Genomic DNA, 18,097 nt, shown 5'->3' on the forward strand with positions numbered 1-18,097 from the left:
TGAACGATGCTGTGAAAGGCCGTTGGCCTATCACATCATGTCCATTCCGCCCATGCCGCCCATGCCGCCCGGCATGCCGCCGCCAGCCGATTCTTTCTTCGGCAGTTCGGCGATCATGGCTTCGGTGGTGATCAGCAGCGATGCAACAGAAGCAGCGTTCTGCAGCGCCGTGCGAACGACCTTGAGCGGGTCGACGATACCCATGGCGATCATGTCGCCATATTCGGATGTCTGGGCGTTGTAGCCGAAGTTGTCTTCGTTCTTGTCGAGGACCTTGCCGACAACGATCGAGGCTTCGTCGCCTGCGTTTTCAGCGATCTGACGAACGAGCGACTGCAGGGCGCGGCGAACGATATTGATGCCGGCTTCCTGGTCGTCGTTTACACCCTTGACGGTGATCTTCGTGGAGGAGCGGAGCAGAGCGATACCGCCGCCGGGGACGATACCTTCCTGAACAGCAGCGCGGGTCGCGTTGAGCGCGTCGTCGATGCGGTCCTTCTTTTCCTTCACTTCGACTTCGGTCGAGCCGCCGACGCGGATGACGGCAACGCCGCCGGCGAGCTTGGCAAGGCGCTCCTGCAGCTTCTCGCGGTCGTAGTCGGAGGTGGTTTCCTCGATCTGGGCCTTGATCTGGGCAACACGGCCTTCGATGTCGGACTTGGCGCCCGAACCGTCGACGATCGTGGTGTTTTCCTTGGAGATCGAAACCTTCTTGGCACGGCCAAGCATGTCGAGCGTGACGGATTCGAGCTTGATGCCGAGATCTTCGGAGATGACCGTACCGCCCGTCAGGATGGCGATGTCTTCGAGCATGGCCTTGCGGCGGTCGCCGAAGCCAGGCGCCTTGACGGCAGCGATCTTGAGGCCGCCGCGCAGCTTGTTGACGACGAGCGTTGCGAGGGCTTCGCCTTCGACGTCTTCAGCGACGATGAGGAGCGGCTTGCCGGTCTGGACGACGGCTTCGAGAACCGGCAGCATCGACTGCAGGTTCGACAGCTTCTTCTCGTGGAGGAGAATGAAGACGTCTTCGAGGTCGGCGATCATCTTTTCCGGATTGGTGACGAAGTAGGGGCTGAGGTAGCCGCGGTCGAACTGCATGCCTTCGACGACTTCGAGTTCGGTTTCGGCGGTCTTGGCTTCTTCGACGGTGATGACGCCTTCGTTGCCGACCTTCTGCATGGCTTCAGCAATGTCGAGACCGACCTGCTTGTCGCCATTTGCCGAAATCGTGCCGACCTGTGCAACTTCTTCCGAGGTCGAGATCTTCTTGGCCTTGGCCTGGAGATCCTTCACGACGTCGGCAACAGCAAGATCGATGCCGCGCTTCAGGTCCATCGGGTTCATGCCGGCTGCAACGGCCTTGTTGCCTTCGCGAACGATCGCCTGGGCAAGAACGGTTGCCGTCGTGGTGCCGTCGCCGGCGATGTCGTTGGTCTTCGAAGCAACTTCGCGGACCATCTGGGCGCCCATGTTTTCGAACTTGTCTTCGAGTTCGATTTCCTTGGCGACCGAAACGCCGTCCTTGGTGATGCGCGGAGCGCCGAAGGACTTGTCGATGATGACGTTACGACCCTTGGGGCCGAGCGTGACCTTCACTGCATCGGCGAGAATGTCGACGCCGCGCAGCATCTTTTCGCGCGCGGTGCGGCCAAACTTGATTTCTTTAGATGCCATATTAGTAACTCCTGAATTCGAGTTGTTCGGGCAAAACGCCCGTCAGCCATTTCGGGAAAGCAGGTCGGCCGATCAGCCGATGATGCCCATGATGTCGGCTTCCTTCATGATCAGAAGGTCTTCGCCGTCGATCTTGACTTCGGTGCCGGACCACTTGCCGAACAGGATGCGGTCGCCAGCCTTGACGTCGAGTGCGACGACCTTGCCGGACTCATCGCGTGCGCCGGAGCCGACGGCGACGATTTCGCCTTCCTGCGGCTTTTCCTTGGCGGTATCGGGAATGATGATGCCGCCCTTGGTCTTGGCTTCGGACTCAACGCGGCGAACAACGACGCGGTCGTGAAGGGGGCGGAAGTTGGTGCTTGCCATTGTCTAATCCCTCGATCGAATGACATTCGCGGACCGGAGTGGCCCACATGGACAGATGTTAGCACTCCCTTGCGGTGAGTGCTAGCGACGAGCATTTAGGGATGGCTCCGAAAGGAGTCAATGAGAGCAGTCACGAATTTTTGTGCCGGAATTGTGAAGAGGCCTGAGAATAGTCTGAGATTGCGGCCGAAACGCCGGCGCGGCCGAACTTTGCCGAAGTCGTCCGCCGTCGGCGAGCTGCCGCTTCGGGATAATCGTCAAACCCCTTGCCGATCCGCACACTCGGATCGCCTTCCCGAGTTCTTCGCAGGAGCCGGGCAGCGAAGAAATTTCCTTGCCATCGCCTTGCGCCTTTGCAATGTCACCGGTGACTGAAGCAAATCGGGAAATCGGAATGGCCAAGCGGATAGAAAACTTCTCGGAGATATCAGGTCACTATGATGTGGTGCTCTGCGATGTCTGGGGCGTCGTTCACAACGGCGTCGATCCGTTTCCGAAGGCGGCCGCAGCCCTTGAAGCGGCGCGCGAGAACGGCGTCGCCGTCGTCCTCATCACCAATTCGCCGCGCCTTTCCTGGCAGGTGGTCGAGCAACTGCGCCAGATCGGCGTTCCCGACAGCGCCTATGACAGGATCGTCACCTCTGGCGACGTCACGCGCGGTTTGATCGCCGAAGGGCCGAAGACCGTCTTTCTGCTCGGCCCCGAGCGCGACAAAGCGCTACTCGAAGGCATTGGCGTCGAACGCCGGCCGGCGGGCGAAGCGCAATCGCTGGTCTGCACCGGCTTTTTCGACGACGAGACGGAGAAGCCGGAAGATTACACCGATATTCTTCTCGATTTCAAAGCCCGCGACGTGCCGATGATCTGCGCCAATCCCGACCTCATTGTCGAGCGCGGCCATCGCATCATCCCCTGCGCCGGCGCTATGGCCGCCTACTACCAGCAGCTCGGCGGCAGTACCCGCATCGCCGGCAAACCGCACCGGCCGATCTACAAGGCAACGCTTTCGGCGGCCCGCGAGCTTCGCGGCGATTTCCCGGTCGAGCGCGTCCTGGCGATCGGCGACGGCATGCCGACCGATGTGCGCGGCGCCTTGAATTACGGCCTCGACCTCCTCTACATCAGCGGTGGTATCCACGCCAAGGAATATACTCTCAACGGCGAGACCGACGAGGCGATCCTCAATGCCTATCTCGAACGGGAAAACGCCGCGCCGAAGTGGTGGATGCCCCGCCTTGCATGAAGAGAAGCCAGCCGATGACCGTCTTCCACCGCAATGAAACCCGCGAACCCCTACCCGCCCATCTGAAGGGCGGCGTCATTGCTATCGGCAATTTCGACGGCGTGCACCGCGGCCATCAGTCGGTGCTGAACCGAGCGCTCGAAATCTCCAAGGCGCGCGGCATCCCCGCTTTGGTGCTGACCTTCGAGCCGCATCCGCGCACGGTCTTCCGGCCGCAGACGCCGGTCTTTCGGCTGACGCCGGCGCCCCTGAAGGCCCGCATCCTGGAAACGCTGGGTTTCAGCGCCGTCATCGAATATCCCTTCGATTACGAATTCTCGCAGCGCTCGGCCGATGATTTCATCCATTCGATCCTGAAGGATTGGCTCGGCGCCTCCGAAGTCGTCACCGGCTTCGATTTCCATTTTGGCCGCGGCCGCGAGGGCGGTCCCGCCTTCCTGATGAATGCCGGCAATACCTACGGCTTCGGCGTCACCCTGATCGATGCCTTCCGCGACGAAAACGCCGATGTCGTCTCTTCGAGCCATATCCGCGCGCTCCTCAACGAGGGCAATGTCAGCGAAGCCGCCGGCATGCTCGGTTACCGCTATACGGTGGAAGCCGAGGTGATCGACGGCGAAAAGCTCGGCCGCCAACTCGGTTTCCCGACGGCCAACATGCGCCTGCCGCCGGAGGTCGATCTTGCCGCCGGCATCTACGCCGTCCGCTTCCGCCGTCAGGACGGCACGCTCCACGACGCCGTCGCAAGCTACGGCCGCCGTCCGACGGTGACGGAAAACGGCGCGCCGCTGCTCGAAACCTATCTTTTCGATTTCAACGGCGATCTCTACGGCCAGCTCTGCTCCGTCTCCTTCTTCGGCTATATTAGACCTGAGCTGAAATTCGACGGCCTCGATCCGCTGGTCGCCCAGATCAAGCGCGACGAGGAAGAGGCGAGGGCACTGCTTGCGGGTGTTAAGCCGCTCGGCGCGCTTGATCGGAAACTCTGTTTTTCCTCAGCGCAATAGTCGGCTGTCGAAAGGATAGCGGATCGTTTTTTCGATTGTCAGGCGCGACGCGTCCGGATGACGTGGATTGACAAGGATATTCGCGGCCTCCGGCATGATTGCCGATGGGACGCGCAGGAGACAGAAATCATTGTCTTCCAGTAATTTGCTGCCACGGTCGCGCGTCAGGCTGGTCTGGTTGATCGCAGCAGGATCGATCCCGATATCGAAGACTTCGATGTCGTCCGGGCAATGGATTTTCAGGAGCTGAAAATCTCTCGGAATTTGATGCAGGTCGACCTGTACCAGAATTTCGAGGAGCGCAGTCGACGGGTGATCACAGCAATAGACGACGGGAATTCCCTGATGATGCCATCGTCCTGGTGCAAGCAGCCCGCCGCGTCCGGAAAGATCGGCATAATTCGAGATACGCCATAAGATCATCGCCTAGACGTAAATCCCGTGGTCGATCTGGTGCAGGGCCTGCTCGACGAGGCGGGCGCCGGTTTCCGATTCCAGTAGATCGATCGGGGTAATGCCGTCCATTCCGCGATTGGGCTTGCGCAGCCAATCGAACGCAACGGCTCTGTCGCCGAAAATGCGCTTAGCCATGTCCGCGATCCGCACGATTCGCAATGCGCCATCGTTTTCCTCGACTGTCAGCGGCTCGCCGTTCGCATTGCGTCTCGCCAGAGTTCGGCGCGGTGCGACGAAACGATATATTTCCTCCACGGAAAAGCCGAGCTCTGTCAATTTCAATGCCATCGCTCCGTCATAAACCTGCACGGAGCCGTGCGAAGCGATCTCGAGGCGCTCGCGTATGGTCATCGATTCTGATGTCTGAGGAAAACCGAGCATTGCCAACCTCTGTGCCACTTGCCCCTATATATATGAGCATTTGGCGCCAACTTCAATTGCTTCCGTTGTGGCAAGCCGGCCTCTTCCTTTTCCCGGCAAAAACGCCTATGAACCGGCGCGATGAAGAAATATCGGCTGGCAATGATGATGCGAATTATCGGCCCGGCCTTCCGCGCGCGCTAAGCGGCCGGAAGGTCCGGGTTTTTGGCGCTTGGATACGAGCGCTTCCGTCACCAGCTATTTCACGCCCGTTGCGCCCCTTCCTGGGCCGCCAGAAAACGATTGTCAGACATGACCGACACAGCCGAAAAGATCGACTATTCGAAGACCCTCTATTTGCCCGAGACCGATTTTCCCATGCGCGCCGGCCTGCCGCAGAAGGAACCGGAACTCGTCAAGCGCTGGCAGGAGATGGGTCTTTACAAGAAACTGCGTGCTTCCGCCGCCGGCCGCGAGAAATTCGTCCTTCACGATGGCCCGCCCTATGCCAACGGCAACATCCATATCGGCCACGCGCTGAACAAGATCCTCAAGGACGTCATCAACCGTTCGTTCCAGATGCGCGGCTACGACGCCAATTACGTGCCCGGCTGGGATTGCCACGGCCTGCCGATCGAATGGAAGATCGAGGAGAAGTACCGCGAGAAGGGCAAGAACAAGGACGAGGTCCCGGTCAATGAATTCCGCCGGGAATGCCGTGAATTCGCCGCCGGCTGGATCAAGGTCCAGGCGGAAGAGTTCAAGCGCCTCGGCATCGAGGGCGACTTCGACAATCCCTATACGACGATGAACTTCCATGCGGAATCGCGCATCGCCGGCGAACTTTTGAAGATCGCCGCAAGCGGTCAGCTTTATCGCGGCTCCAAGCCGATCATGTGGTCGGTCGTCGAGCGTACGGCGCTGGCCGAGGCCGAGGTCGAATACCAGGATTATGAGAGCGACACGATCTGGGTGAAATTCCCCGTCGTCGAAGGTCCGGCCGCGCTCAAGGATGCGTTCGTCGTCATCTGGACGACCACGCCCTGGACAATCCCCGGCAACCGCGCGGTCTCCTTTTCACCGCGCATCTCCTACGGCCTCTATGAAGTAACGGTCGCCGAGAACGATTTTGGCCCGCGTCCTGGCGAGAAGCTGATCTTTGCCGATAAATTGGCCGAAGAATCTTTTGCCAAGGCCAAGCTGCAATACAAGCGCTTGCGTGATGTCTCTGCGGCCGACTTCGCAGAAATGACCTGTGCCCATCCCTTCAAGGGTCTCGGCGACGGCTATGAATTCCTCGTGCCGCTGCTCGATGGCGACCACGTCACCGATGACGCCGGCACCGGCTTCGTCCACACCGCACCCAGCCACGGCCGCGAAGACTTCGATGCCTGGATGTCGGCTGTCCGCACGCTTGAGGCGCGCGGCATCGACACCAAGATCCCGTTCCCGGTCGACGACGGCGGCTTCTACACATCGGACGCTCCCGGCTTCGAGGGCGCCCGCGTCATCGACGACAACGGCAAGAAGGGCGATGCCAACGACCGTGTCATCAGGGAATTGATCGCCCGCGGCGCGCTCTTTGCCCGCGGCCGGCTGAAGCACCAGTATCCGCATTCCTGGCGCTCGAAGAAGCCGGTCATCTTCCGCAACACGCCGCAATGGTTCGTCTATATGGACAAGACCCTTGCCGACGGCACGACGCTGCGCTCGCGCGCGCTCGGTGCGATCGATGAGACGCGCTTCGTGCCGGCCGCCGGCCAGAACCGCCTGCGCGCCATGATCGAGGGCCGCCCGGACTGGGTGCTCTCGCGCCAGCGCGCCTGGGGCGTGCCGATCGCCGTCTTTGCCGACGATGAGGGCGAGGTTCTGGTCGATGAAGCCGTCAACGCCCGTATCCTCGAAGCCTTCGAACATGAGGGCGCCGACGCCTGGTTTGCCGAAGGCGCCAAGGAGCGTTTCCTCGGCAATGATCACGACCATTCCCGCTGGACCCAGGTCATGGATATCCTCGACGTCTGGTTCGACTCTGGCTCGACGCACACCTTCACGCTCGAAGACCGCCCGGATCTGAAGTGGCCGGCCGATCTTTATCTCGAAGGTTCCGACCAGCATCGCGGTTGGTTCCATTCGTCGCTGCTGGAATCGGCGGCCACCCGCGGCCGTGCGCCTTACAACGCCGTCCTCACCCATGGCTTCACCATGGACGAGAAGGGCGAGAAGATGTCGAAGTCGAAGGGCAACGTCACAGCCCCTCAGGAGGTGATGAAGGATGCCGGCGCCGATATCCTGCGCCTCTGGGTGATGACCTCGGATTATGCCGACGACCTGCGCGTCGGCAAGACGATCATCCAGACCAATGTCGATGCCTATCGCAAACTGCGCAACACCATCCGCTGGATGCTCGGCACGCTCGCACACGACAAGGGCGAGGAGATCGCGCTTGCCGACCTGCCGGAGTTGGAGCAGCTGATGCTGCACCGGCTGGCCGAACTCGACGAGCTGGTGCGTGAGAACTACGATGCCTTCGACTTCAAGAAGATCGCCCGCGCGCTGATCGATTTCGCCAATGTCGAGCTGTCGGCCTTCTATTTCGATGTCCGCAAGGATGCGCTCTATTGCGACGCGCCTTCGAGCCTGCGTCGGCGCGCCAGCTTGCACGTCATCCGCCAGATCTTCGATTGCATGGTGACATGGCTTGCCCCGATGCTGCCCTTCACCACGGAGGAGGCCTGGCTGTCGCGCAACCCGTCCGCCGTTTCAGTGCATCTGGAGCAGTTTGCCCCGGTTGCGAAGGAATGGCGCAACGATGCCCTGGCCGAGAAGTGGAAGAAGATCCGCGCCGTGCGTTCGGTCGTGACCGGCGCCCTGGAAATCGAGCGCAAGGACAAGCGCATCGGCTCCTCGCTGGAAGCGGCTCCCGTCGTCCATATCGCCGATCCGGAATTGCTGAAGGCGCTGGAAGGCCAGGACTTCACCGAAGTCTGCATCACCTCGGCAATCGAGATCAAGGCCGGCGAAGGCCCAGCGGATGCTTTCCGCCTAGCTGAGGTGCCTCAGGTCAGCGTCGTGCCGAAGCTTGCAGAGGGTGAAAAATGCGCCCGCTCCTGGCGCATCACCAGGGATGTCGGTTCTGATCCGGAATATCCCGATGTTTCGGCCCGCGACGCTGCTGCCCTTCGCGAACTCGCCGCGCTCACGTGAAGAATATTGCCGGGTGAATTGCGCTTTCGCGGTTCATCCGGTAAAAGCTGCCTGAAAATGGCCGGATTTTTGCGTCAGGGGGACGGTTGTCCGATTGGGCGACGATTGCACCGGCTGGGCTGGAAGGGTTTTCATGTTAGCAACGCATTGGTTCCGTATGGGCGCCTGCCTGTCTGTTGTCGTGGCGGGATGTTCCCTGGTGTCCGGTTGCGCCAGCAGCCCCACCTACGGCACCGACAAGACCGCCATGGAACAGTTGACCGACGATCTCGGCCAGTCCGTCTCGTTGACCGGTCCGGACCCGAAGAACAAGGGCGTCAAGTACACGCCGCGTCCGACGCTGGTGCTGCCGGCGCAGGCGCAGAAGGAGACCCTCGTTGCGCCGCAGCAGACGGTCGCCAACAAGGACAATCCGCAATGGCTGGAATCGCCGGAGGAGACCCGCGCCCGTCTCGTTTCGGAAGCCGACGCGAATTCGGACAATCCGAATTACCGCTCGCCGCTCGCAAGCTCTGCGATCGAAGGCGGCCGGCGCACGACGGAAGAACAGACCAAGGCCTATCGCGAAGCCCGCGCCTTGCAGAAGGGCTCCTATATCGATCAGCGCCGCTATATATCGGATCCGCCGCCCGGCTACCGCACTGTCGACGATCCAGCAAAGCTCGATGATGTCGGCGAGCCCGAACTCAAGAAGCAGAAAAAGCGCAAGAAGGATGCAGCTGTCGCCAACACCGGCAAGCAGTGGTGGAATCTCCTGCAATAAGGGCTCTCGGCGCGTAGGCACTGCTGTTCGGTTGGTTTAAATGTCGAGCAGCCCCTCATCCGGCTGCCGCCACCTTCTCCCCGCTTGCGGGGCGAAGGGACATGCCGCACCGGTTTCCTCAATCTCAACGCCGCGTTTGGCACGTCCCCTCGCCCCGTTATTACGGGGAGAGGGTTAGGGTCATATGCGCTAGGTTAAGCGGGCGCGGAGATGATCGCATTGTTTTCGGCGTCGTCGCGGCGGCTCGCAGAGGTGGCGACGACTTCGCGAGACGAGATTACAGACGGCCTGCCACAGAAGTGGTCCGCGGATGGCGGCGCAAATGCTGGTCAGGGCTAACTTCATGAGACGCCAGCGCGAAGGACTTGCCAATGGGGGGCTAGCCAGCGGGGTTGCCGCATCCAGAGGGGGGAGAGTCCGGGACTTGCCCGGCAATCTGTTCGGCGATGATGGCGACGATCAGCCTGGCGTAGAGCCATGCCCGGGCCAGTTCCGGCTTCTTGGCCGGCAAGCTGTCGAGGCCGGCCAGGCTCTTGAACCGTTTGAACGCCAGCTCGATTTGCCAGCGGAAGCGATAGAGGGTGAGGATATCGGCCGGCGGGAAGGTGGCGGCCGGCAGCGAAGTTAGCAGCAGAATATACTTCGCCGCCTCGAGACTGCGCGGATCGGGTTGTTTGCCGCGCTTGCGGGCATCCTTGAGCAGACGCTCCTGCTCGGCTTGGGCCTGTTGCGGATCCTTGCGCCGGACAATGAGGCGCAGGACCAGCGGCGGCGTTGGCGGCGTCCCCGTCATGCCTTCGTGGACACGAACCTGCAGTTCGCCTTCCTGCTCTTGCTGAGCGGCGAGCGCGGCAAACAGATCAAAGGGCTCGCCATTCGTCTGCAACAGGCGCAACGAGTTCCAGCCGGTCCGCACGATGAAGTCTGCACCGGCATCGATCACCGGCCGCAGGTCGCGCGGTCTTGCATAGTAGCGATCGGCCAGCACGATATCACGGGGTGCATAAGTAAGGCGCTGAAGGTTCTCGGCACCATGGATGTCGGTCAACTCAAGCTGATCGACCTGAGCCGTTGCCAAGTCGTAGCCGACATGCAACCGCCATGTCGTGCGGTCAGCGCCCGGATGGCAGATCGACGTTCCATCGAGCACACGCAAGCGATAGCCCGCAAAGCGCCCCGCCGGTACTTTGGCCTGTTCGGCAATCAGCGCGGCCACGATGTCGCCAAGCCAAGGCGCCGCTTTGCACAGCCGCTCGAGCAGCGATGGGTCTGACAAACGGGCGATCCCGCCCGCTTCGGCCCATGCACAGGTCTCGCGCAACGACATGCCAAGGCCGCCATAGGCAAGTGCCAGCCGCAACAGCGTCTCAGCGTTCTTGATTTCGCGCACCCGCGTGAAGGCACCGCGCAACCGCGCCGTTGCTTCCAGGTCAAAACCCGCCGGAAGCCGCGCGCGCACTTCCGGCCAATGATCCAAAATCTGAGGACGAATCTTCATCCAAAGCTTGAATCACAACCAGATTCCTTATGTCCAGCGCTAAACCTAGCGCATATGAGGGTTAGGGTGAGGGGCAGCCATTGGCGCGACCCAGACGGTCGTGGCGCGAGGCCGAAGATGACGCCGCCGCGCCCAGGTGCCCGGACTACGGCGCCTCTCTCTTTTGCGAAAAGAACCTTCGCAGCATATCGGCCGATTGGACCTCGTTGAAACCGGAATAGACCTCCGGAGCGTGGTGACAGGTCGGTTGCGCATAGAATCGCACGCCATTGTCGACGCCGCCGCCCTTCGGGTCCTCGGCGCCGTAATAGAGCCTGCGGATACGCGCAAACGAGATGGCTGCTGCGCACATGGTGCAAGGCTCCAGCGTCACGTAGAGATCGGCGCCGACAAGACGTTCCTGCCCGAGCGCTTCGCAGGCGAGCCGGATCGCGGCGATTTCGGCATGCGCGGTCACGTCTTTCAGCTCGCGCGTGCGGTTTCCGGAGCGTGAAACGGCAATATCGTCGACAACGACGACGGCGCCGATCGGTACCTCGCCGCGTTCTCCGGCGGCACGCGCCTCTTCGAGGGCCATCTCCATGAAACGATTTGTCTTCACGATCGCAAGAATTTCCACTTAACCGCAGATGCGTGACCTGATAGACAGGCCGAAAAGGCAGGCAAACAACAAATGACACCCAAAGACAAGCCAAAACGCCCGGGCGCAAAGCCCTTTTCACGGGGCACCGGGCCGAAGCCGGGCGATGCGAAGCCAGCAAAGGCTGCAGCCGCACGTCCAATCGCGGCCGAGACCGACGGCGAGGCCAAGGCCGAACGCATTTCCAAGGTGATGGCGCGCGCCGGCGTCGCCTCCCGCCGCGACATTGAACGCATGATCATGGAAGGCCGTGTGACGCTGAACGGCGGGGTTCTCGAAACTCCCGTCGTCAACGTCACGCTCGCCGACCGCATCGAAGTCGACGGCGTGCCGATCCGCGGCATCGAGCGGACCAGGCTGTGGCTCTATCATAAGCCCACCGGGCTGGTGACCACCAATGCCGATCCGGAAGGCCGGCCGACTGTCTTCGACAACCTACCGGAAGAACTGCCGCGCGTCATGTCGATCGGCCGGCTCGACATCAATACCGAAGGCCTGCTGCTTTTGACCAATGACGGCGGTCTCGCCCGGGCGCTCGAGCTGCCGGCGACCGGCTGGCTGCGACGTTACCGGGTCCGCGCCCATGGCGAGATCGATCAGGACGCGCTCGACAAGCTGAAGGACGGCATCGCCGTCGACGGCGTGCTCTACGGCTCGATCGAGGCGACGCTCGACCGCACACAAGGCTCGAACGTCTGGATTACCATGGGTCTTCGCGAAGGCAAGAACCGCGAAATCAAGAACGTGCTCGGGGCGCTCGGTCTCGACGTCAATCGCCTGATCCGTATTTCCTATGGCCCGTTCCAGCTCGGCGACCTGCCGGAAGGCCATGTCGTCGAAGTGCGCGGCCGCACGCTGCGCGACCAGCTCGGCCCGCGCCTCATCGAGGAAGCCAAGGCGAATTTCGACGCGCCCATCTACAATGCGACGGCGGTTGCCGCCGAGGAAGAGGCGGAGCCGGCAGCACCGGAAAAGCGCGAACGGCCGCGCCGCGACGAGGACAAGCGCGAACGGGCGCTGAGCCGCCTCGACACCAAACGCGACGACCGCCACGGCGGCGCGCGCAGAGACGACGATCGCCGTGACGGCGGCCGCCGGGACGACGAGAAGCCGAAGCGTCCCCAGCCGCTCGGCCAGCGCCGCAGCGCCAATGTCTGGATGGCGCCGGGCGCCCGGCCGCTCGGCGAAAAGGCCGCGGCGAAAGCTGCCAAGAATGCGCAGACCGCACGCAAGCGCGGCGAGCAGCCGCCGGCAAAAGGCACTGGTTTCGATCGCATCGAAGATCGCCCGCGCACCCAGGTGAACCGTGTGCGCGAAGAGGATGGCGAATGGATCCGCTCGAGCGAAGAGCCCCGCCGCAAGGATGAGGGCGAGGGCTTCGGCCGCAAGCGCGGCTTTGGCGATCGCTCCGCCCGCGAAGACCGCGGTTCTGGCGACCGCCCGGCGCGCGGCGACCGGCCGTTCGGTGATCGTCCCTCGCGTGGAGATCGTCCCTTCCGCGACAAGCCGCGGGGTGATCGCAAGCCGCGTGCGGATGGTGACGAGCGGCCTCGGGCGGCGAGAAGCTCCGCCGGTGAGGGCCGTTCGGAGCGTCCGCGCGGCGACCGGCCGTTCGGCGATCGTCCCTCGCGTGGAGATCGTCCCTTTGGCGACAAGCCTCGCGGTGATCGCAAGCCGCGTGCGGATGGTGACGAGCGGCCTCGGGCGGCGAGAAGCTCCGCCGGTGAGGGCCGTTCGGAGCGTCCGCGCGGCGACCGGCCGTTCGGCGATCGGCCGTCGCGTGGAGACCGGCCCTTCGGCGACAAGCCACGTGGTGATCGCAGGCCGCGCGAGGAAGGCGACGAACGTCCGCGGGCAGCCAGAAGTTTTGCCAGTGAGGGCCGCTCCGAGCGTCCGCGCGGCGAGAGATCGTTCGGCGACAAGCCTTCTGGTGACAAGCCCCGCGGCAAGAGCTTCGCGGACAAGCCCGGCGGGCCTAAGAATTTTTCCGGCAAGCCGAAAGGCGCCAAGCCGGGCGGTGACAGGCCGGGCGGCGACAGGCCTGCGGGCGGGCCGTCCAGAGGTGGTGCTAAAGGAAAAGGAATGACGCGCGGTGCGGATCGTCGGCGGTGAGTTTCGCGGACGGCCTCTCGCCGTGCCAAAATCCAACGAGATTCGGCCGACTGCCGACCGGACGCGCGAGAGCCTGTTCAATATATTGAGTCATGCCTATCCGGAATGCGTCGATGGCACCCGGATCCTCGATCTTTTTGCCGGAACCGGCGCCGTCGGCCTCGAAGCGGTTTCACGCGGCTGTCGCCATGCGCTCTTCGTCGAAAACAGCGTCGAGGGCAGGGCGCTGCTCTGGGAGAACATCGATGCGCTCGGCCTGCACGGCCGCACCCGCATCCTGCGCCGGGATGCGACCGATCTCGGCAGCGTCGGCAATCTCGAATCCTTCGACGTGCTCTTTGCCGACCCGCCCTATGGCAAGGGTCTCGGCGAAAAGGCGATGGCGGCGGCGGCCGAAGGCGGCTGGCTGCGGCCAGGCGCCATTGCGGTGCTCGAAGAACGCGCCGATGTTGTCGTTTCCGTCCATCCTTCCTATGTTTTCCTCGAGAGCCGCATCTTTGGCGATACGAGGGTGCATTTCTTCCGATATCAGCCGCAATAAGCGGGGGCGGGCGTGCAGCAGGCAGAGATCATCAGCCCGAAATTGCCTGCGATCAGCGATGTGCCGACGGTCGCAGTCGCTTTTGGCGGCGGCGGTGCGCGTGGGCTTTCCCATATCCATGTCATCGAGACGCTCGATGAACTCGGCATCCGCCCGGTGGCGGTATCAGGCTCGTCGATCGGCGCGATCATGGCGGCCGGCATGGCGGCTGGCATGTCCGGCGCCGAAATCCGCGAACATGCGCTGACGACCGTCGGCAACAAGACGGCGGTCGTCGCTCGCATCTGGGGCCTGAGGCCGGCGACGGTGCGCGATGCGGTGGCCAAGGGTATCCGCATCGGCCAGTTCAACCTGGAGCGGATCCTGAAAGCCTTCCTGCCGTCCGAGCTGCCGGCCCGCTTCGAGGATCTGCTGGTCCCGATGAAGGTCATCACCACGGATTATTACGGCCAGTGCGAAGTCATCATCGAACAGGGCGAGCTGTTTCCGGCACTCGCCGCCTCTTCCGCCATCCCCGCCGTCTTCATGCCGGTGCGCCTGCGCGACCGCGTGATGATCGACGGCGGCATCAGCAATCCGGTGCCCTATGAATGCCTGATGGATCTTGCCGACATCGTCATCGGCATCGATGTCGTCGGCGCGCCGGAAGGTGACGGCACCCATATTCCGAACCGCATGGAGAGCATCTTCGGTTCCGGCCAGCTGATGATGCAGACGGCGATCTCGCTGAAGCTGAAGCTTCGCCCGCCGCATATCTTCCTGCGCCCGACGGTCGGCCGCACCGGCGTCATGGATTTCCTCAAGGCCCGCGAAGTCCTCGCCATGTCCGTCGGCGTCAAGGACGACCTGAAATTCGCCCTTGACCGGGAAATCGAGGCTCGGCTGAAGAAATAATGCTCCATTCCTTCGTCTAAGCGTCCGCCGCTGCATCCACGGTTCCAGCTAGCGGGTCGTCCTCGAAGGGATCGGCAGCGCGCTTCGGCTTGACCAGCGGTTCGGGGCGGACGGGGTGGGAAAACAGCATGTCGCGCCCGGCCTGCAACCCTTCGGACACCTGCAGCACCAGGCGCGCCTCATCGCGCTTGCGGATATCCTCACCGATCTCATAGGCATCAACCTCGGAAACGCCGAGCGCCTCCAGTGTTCGCCGTCCGAAGAGCAGCCCCGATTCCAGCGTTTCACGCAGCTCGTAGTCGACGCCCTTGTTGCGCAGTTCGATTGAGTGGATGCGGTCGTAGGAGCGCACGTAGAGCCGCGTGTGCGGATAGTCGGCCTGCACCAGCTCTACTATCTTGTCGGTGAGTTCCTTCTTCTGCGTGCAGACAAGCACGATCTTTGCCCGGTCGATGCCGGCCGAGCGCAACACGTCCTTGCGGGCGCCGTCGCCGAAATAGATGCGAAAGCCGAAGGAGGAGGCCTGGCGGATGCGGTCGGCCGAAAAATCGATGACGGTGACGCTGCGCCCGCCGGCAAGCAGGATCTGGGCGGCGATCTGGCCGAAACGGGAGAAGCCGACCATCAGCACGTCGGCGCCCGCGCCTTCGAAATCCTCGTCCAGTTCCTCCTGTTCGTCGCCGTTGAGCAGCCGCTTCGAAAGGGCCGCCCCGATCGGCGTCAGCGCCATCGACAGCGTGACGATTGCGATCAGCAGCGAGGCGGTGCTCGTCGACATCAGCCCGGTCGTACCTGCTGCGGTGAACAGCACGAAGCCGAATTCGCCGCCCTGCGGCAGCAGGAAGGCGATGCGGATCGCATCGTTGTGCGGGGACCCCGAGATCCGGCAGAGCCCATAGATGACGATCGCCTTCACGCCCATGATGATCGGCACGGCGATGATGACGAAGAGCGCGTTGTCAGCGAGGACGTCGAGTTCCAGCGACAGGCCGACGGCGATGAAGAAGATGGCGAGCAACACGCCGCGGAACGGCTCGATATCCGCCTCCAACTCGTGCCGATAGGAGGATTCGGCAAGCATCACGCCGGATAGGAAGGCGCCCATCGCCATCGAAAGCCCTGCAAGCTGCATCAGGCTCGCCGATCCCATGACGACGAAGAGGGCTGCGGCGATCATCGCCTCGCGCGCGCCGGTGCGGGCGATGATCTGGAAAAGCGGCGTCAGCAGGTAGCGCCCCATGACGATCATCGCCGCAACCGCGCCGACGGCGACGGCGAAATCGAAGAGCGGCGCGTTGTTGCCCTTGTCGCCGCCGTCGAGGATGGTGATCAGCGCCAGCAGCGGCACGATCGCCAGGTCCTGGAACAGTAGCATCGAAAAGGAGCGCTGCCCGTATCTCGTATTGACGTCGCCGTCGCCCTCGAGGATCTGCATGGCAAAGGCCGTCGAAGACAGCGCCAGGCCGAAGCCGGCAATGATGCCGCCGCGCCAGTCGAGAACCTGGGAAAACCAGGCAAGTGCAGTCAGCGCCAGCCCCGTCACCACCACCTGCGCCGTGCCGAGGCCGAAGATGTCGCGCCGCATCTGCCAGAGGCGGGTGGGTTTCAACTCCAGCCCGATGATGAAGAGCAGGAAAACGACGCCGAGTTCGGCGACGGCGAGGATCTGTTCGCCATCGGTAATGCCGTGGAAGACCGGGCCGATGACGATGCCCGCGGCGAGGTAGCCGAGCACCGTGCCGAGCCCGAGTTTCTTGAAGATCGGCGCGGCGACCACCGCGCCGCCAAGCAGCAGGATCGTTTCGGAAAAAAGGGCATTGGGCGCTGACATGCTGGCAATTTCTTTCAACGGCGGGGAGCAAGCAAGCAGCCCCGACAAAGAATCGGCGGCGGCGGCCTTGATGCTTTGGAGAGTGCACAATAAATGGAAGCCGAAGGAAAGGCCAAATCATGTCCTCTGAAATTGATTCCTCGACACTTCTTTCCCGCGCAAGTCAATTGATCGATCTGGCAAGGAAGGCAGGGGCCGATGCCGCCGACGCTGTCGTCGTCCGGTCGCGCTCGCAATCGGTCAGCGTCCGCCTCGGCAAGGTCGAGGGCACGGAATCCTCCGAAAGCGACGATTTTTCCCTGCGCGTCTTCATCGGCAAGCGTGTCTCCAGCGTTTCGGCCAATCCGGGCTTCGATCTCCAGGCGCTGGCCGAACGCGCCGTCGCCATGGCCAAGGTTTCCCCGGAAGACCCCTTCGCCTGCCTTGCGGATGAGGCGAGCCTTGCGAAATCCTATCCCGACCTGCAATTGCTCGACACCACCGAGGTCTCCTCCGAGAAGCTGCGCGAGGCGAGCCTTGCCGCAGAAGCAGCCGCCCTTGCGGTCAAGGGCGTCACCAATTCCTCCGGCGCCGGTGCGTCGGCCGGCATGGGTGGCCTCGTTCTTGTCACCTCGCACGGTTTCGAGGGCAGTTACATGGCCTCGCGTTTCGGCCATTCCGTCAGCGTCATCGCTGGCGAAGGCACCGGTATGGAACGCGACTATGATTTCGACAGCCGCCTCTATTATGCCGAGCTCGACGACCCCGCTGAAATCGGCCGTCGCGCCGGCGAACGGGTGATCAAGCGCATCAATCCGCGCCAGGTGCCGACCGGCAAGGACGTCACTGTGATCTTCGACCCACGTGTCGCCCGCGGCTTCATCGGCCATATCGCCGGAGCGATCAATGGTGCTGCCGTCGCCCGCAAGTCCAGCTTCCTGCGCGACAAGATGGGCCAGCAGGTGCTGAAATCCGGCCTGTCGATCACCGACGATCCGCTGATCGTGCGGGGACCCTCCTCGCGGCCCTTCGATGGCGAGGGCGTGTCCGGCGAGCGGCTGGTGATGATCGAGGACGGCGTCTTGAAGCACTGGTTCCTCTCGACCTCGACCGCGCGCGAGTTGGGTCTGGAGACCAACGGCCGCGGCGTGCGCGGCGGCACTGCCGTCTCGCCCTCCTCCACCAACCTTGCCCTGGAGCCGGGCGACATCTCGCCGGAGGAACTGATCCGCAGCATCGGCAACGGTTTTTACGTCACCGAATTGATCGGCCACGGCGTCAACATGATCACCGGCGAATACAGCCGCGGTGCCACCGGCTTCTGGATCGAGAACGGCGAACTCACCTTCCCGGTCTCCGAGGTGACGATCGCCTCGAACCTCAAGGAGATGTTCATGCGCCTGACGCCGGCAAACGACATCGACCGCAAATTCGGCGTCGCGGCCCCCACCTTCGCCATCGAAGGCATGACGCTCGCAGGGCGCTAGAGCATGTCTCGCAAAAGTGTGCAGCGGCTTTGCGATAAA

15 protein-coding genes are annotated in these 18,097 nt (G+C 62.7%); 8 read left to right on the top strand and 7 right to left on the bottom strand.

Annotation, left to right across the window (positions count from 1 at the left end; genetic code table 11):
- Positions 1–30 precede the first annotated feature (30 nt).
- Positions 31–1,674, bottom strand: a complete 1,644-nt coding sequence (gene groL, locus N2A41_RS02615; protein WP_017967179.1) for a chaperonin GroEL — start codon at positions 1,672–1,674, stop codon at positions 31–33.
- Positions 1,675–1,746: 72 nt separating this feature from the next.
- On the bottom strand, positions 1,747–2,043 hold the full coding sequence (groES, locus tag N2A41_RS02620) for a co-chaperone GroES (protein WP_003545797.1): 297 nt from the start codon (positions 2,041–2,043) through the stop codon (positions 1,747–1,749).
- 394 nt (positions 2,044–2,437) lie between these two features.
- On the opposite strand from groES, the gene N2A41_RS02625 reads away from it, so the two are divergent.
- A complete protein-coding gene (locus tag N2A41_RS02625) occupies positions 2,438–3,286 on the top strand; it encodes a TIGR01459 family HAD-type hydrolase (RefSeq protein ID WP_260110193.1) in 849 nt (282 codons plus the stop codon).
- A gap of 14 nt (positions 3,287–3,300) precedes the next feature.
- Entirely contained in the window at positions 3,301–4,293 is a 993-nt protein-coding gene (locus tag N2A41_RS02630; protein WP_222385837.1) for a bifunctional riboflavin kinase/FAD synthetase, read from the top strand.
- Here the strand turns inward: N2A41_RS02630 and N2A41_RS02635 are convergent.
- Both N2A41_RS02635 and N2A41_RS02640 read right to left on the bottom strand, forming a co-directional pair.
- The gene (locus N2A41_RS02635) at positions 4,282–4,716 is read right to left on the bottom strand and encodes an RES family NAD+ phosphorylase (protein ID WP_260110194.1); all 435 of its coding nucleotides are present in this window, start codon (positions 4,714–4,716) and stop codon (positions 4,282–4,284) included. The two genes, N2A41_RS02630 and N2A41_RS02635, sit on opposite strands and share 12 nt — an antisense overlap.
- A 3-nt stretch (positions 4,717–4,719) precedes the next feature.
- Positions 4,720–5,130 (bottom strand): antitoxin Xre/MbcA/ParS toxin-binding domain-containing protein, encoded by a 411-nt coding sequence (locus N2A41_RS02640; RefSeq protein ID WP_222385751.1) that lies wholly within the window; start codon positions 5,128–5,130, stop codon positions 4,720–4,722.
- Positions 5,131–5,421: 291 nt separating this feature from the next.
- On the opposite strand from N2A41_RS02640, the gene ileS reads away from it, so the two are divergent.
- The gene (ileS, locus tag N2A41_RS02645) at positions 5,422–8,313 is read left to right on the top strand and encodes an isoleucine--tRNA ligase (RefSeq protein ID WP_260110195.1); all 2,892 of its coding nucleotides are present in this window, start codon (positions 5,422–5,424) and stop codon (positions 8,311–8,313) included.
- A 133-nt stretch (positions 8,314–8,446) separates the two neighbouring features.
- The gene (locus tag N2A41_RS02650) at positions 8,447–9,076 is read left to right on the top strand and encodes a hypothetical protein (RefSeq protein WP_017962987.1); all 630 of its coding nucleotides are present in this window, start codon (positions 8,447–8,449) and stop codon (positions 9,074–9,076) included.
- Positions 9,077–9,455: 379 nt separating this feature from the next.
- Here N2A41_RS02650 and N2A41_RS02655 read toward each other — a convergent pair whose 3' ends face one another.
- Positions 9,456–10,535: an IS4 family transposase gene (locus N2A41_RS02655; protein ID WP_260110196.1), complete on the bottom strand. Its 1,080-nt coding sequence runs from the start codon at positions 10,533–10,535 to the stop codon at positions 9,456–9,458.
- Between the two features lie 184 nt (positions 10,536–10,719).
- Positions 10,720–11,157 carry a nucleoside deaminase gene (locus N2A41_RS02660; protein ID WP_260111099.1) on the bottom strand — a complete coding sequence of 146 codons (438 nt, stop codon included), beginning with the start codon at positions 11,155–11,157 and terminating at the stop codon, positions 10,720–10,722.
- 90 nt (positions 11,158–11,247) lie between these two features.
- Here N2A41_RS02660 and N2A41_RS02665 point away from each other — a divergent pair, with 90 nt between their 5' ends.
- Genes N2A41_RS02665 through N2A41_RS02675 form a run of 3 tightly spaced genes read left to right on the top strand, consistent with a single transcriptional unit; the run spans position 11,248 to position 14,761 of the window.
- Entirely contained in the window at positions 11,248–13,326 is a 2,079-nt protein-coding gene (locus N2A41_RS02665) for a pseudouridine synthase (RefSeq protein WP_260110197.1), read from the top strand.
- Positions 13,307–13,867 (top strand): 16S rRNA (guanine(966)-N(2))-methyltransferase RsmD, encoded by a 561-nt coding sequence (gene rsmD, locus N2A41_RS02670; RefSeq protein WP_017962990.1) that lies wholly within the window; start codon positions 13,307–13,309, stop codon positions 13,865–13,867. Before N2A41_RS02665 ends, rsmD begins: the two co-directional genes overlap by 20 nt.
- A gap of 12 nt (positions 13,868–13,879) precedes the next feature.
- The gene (locus N2A41_RS02675) at positions 13,880–14,761 is read left to right on the top strand and encodes a patatin-like phospholipase family protein (protein WP_260110199.1); all 882 of its coding nucleotides are present in this window, start codon (positions 13,880–13,882) and stop codon (positions 14,759–14,761) included.
- A 16-nt stretch (positions 14,762–14,777) separates the two neighbouring features.
- Here the strand turns inward: N2A41_RS02675 and N2A41_RS02680 are convergent, their stop codons facing one another.
- Positions 14,778–16,592 (bottom strand): monovalent cation:proton antiporter-2 (CPA2) family protein, encoded by a 1,815-nt coding sequence (locus tag N2A41_RS02680; RefSeq protein WP_222385755.1) that lies wholly within the window; start codon positions 16,590–16,592, stop codon positions 14,778–14,780.
- A 119-nt stretch (positions 16,593–16,711) separates the two neighbouring features.
- Here N2A41_RS02680 and N2A41_RS02685 point away from each other — a divergent pair, with 119 nt between their 5' ends.
- Positions 16,712–18,058, top strand: coding sequence for a TldD/PmbA family protein (locus tag N2A41_RS02685; protein ID WP_260110200.1), 1,347 nt, complete (start codon positions 16,712–16,714; stop codon positions 18,056–18,058).
- Positions 18,059–18,097 lie beyond the last annotated feature (39 nt).

This window comes from Rhizobium sp. SRDI969 (assembly GCF_025152725.1).
GTDB classification, from domain to species: domain Bacteria; phylum Pseudomonadota; class Alphaproteobacteria; order Rhizobiales; family Rhizobiaceae; genus Rhizobium; species Rhizobium leguminosarum_I.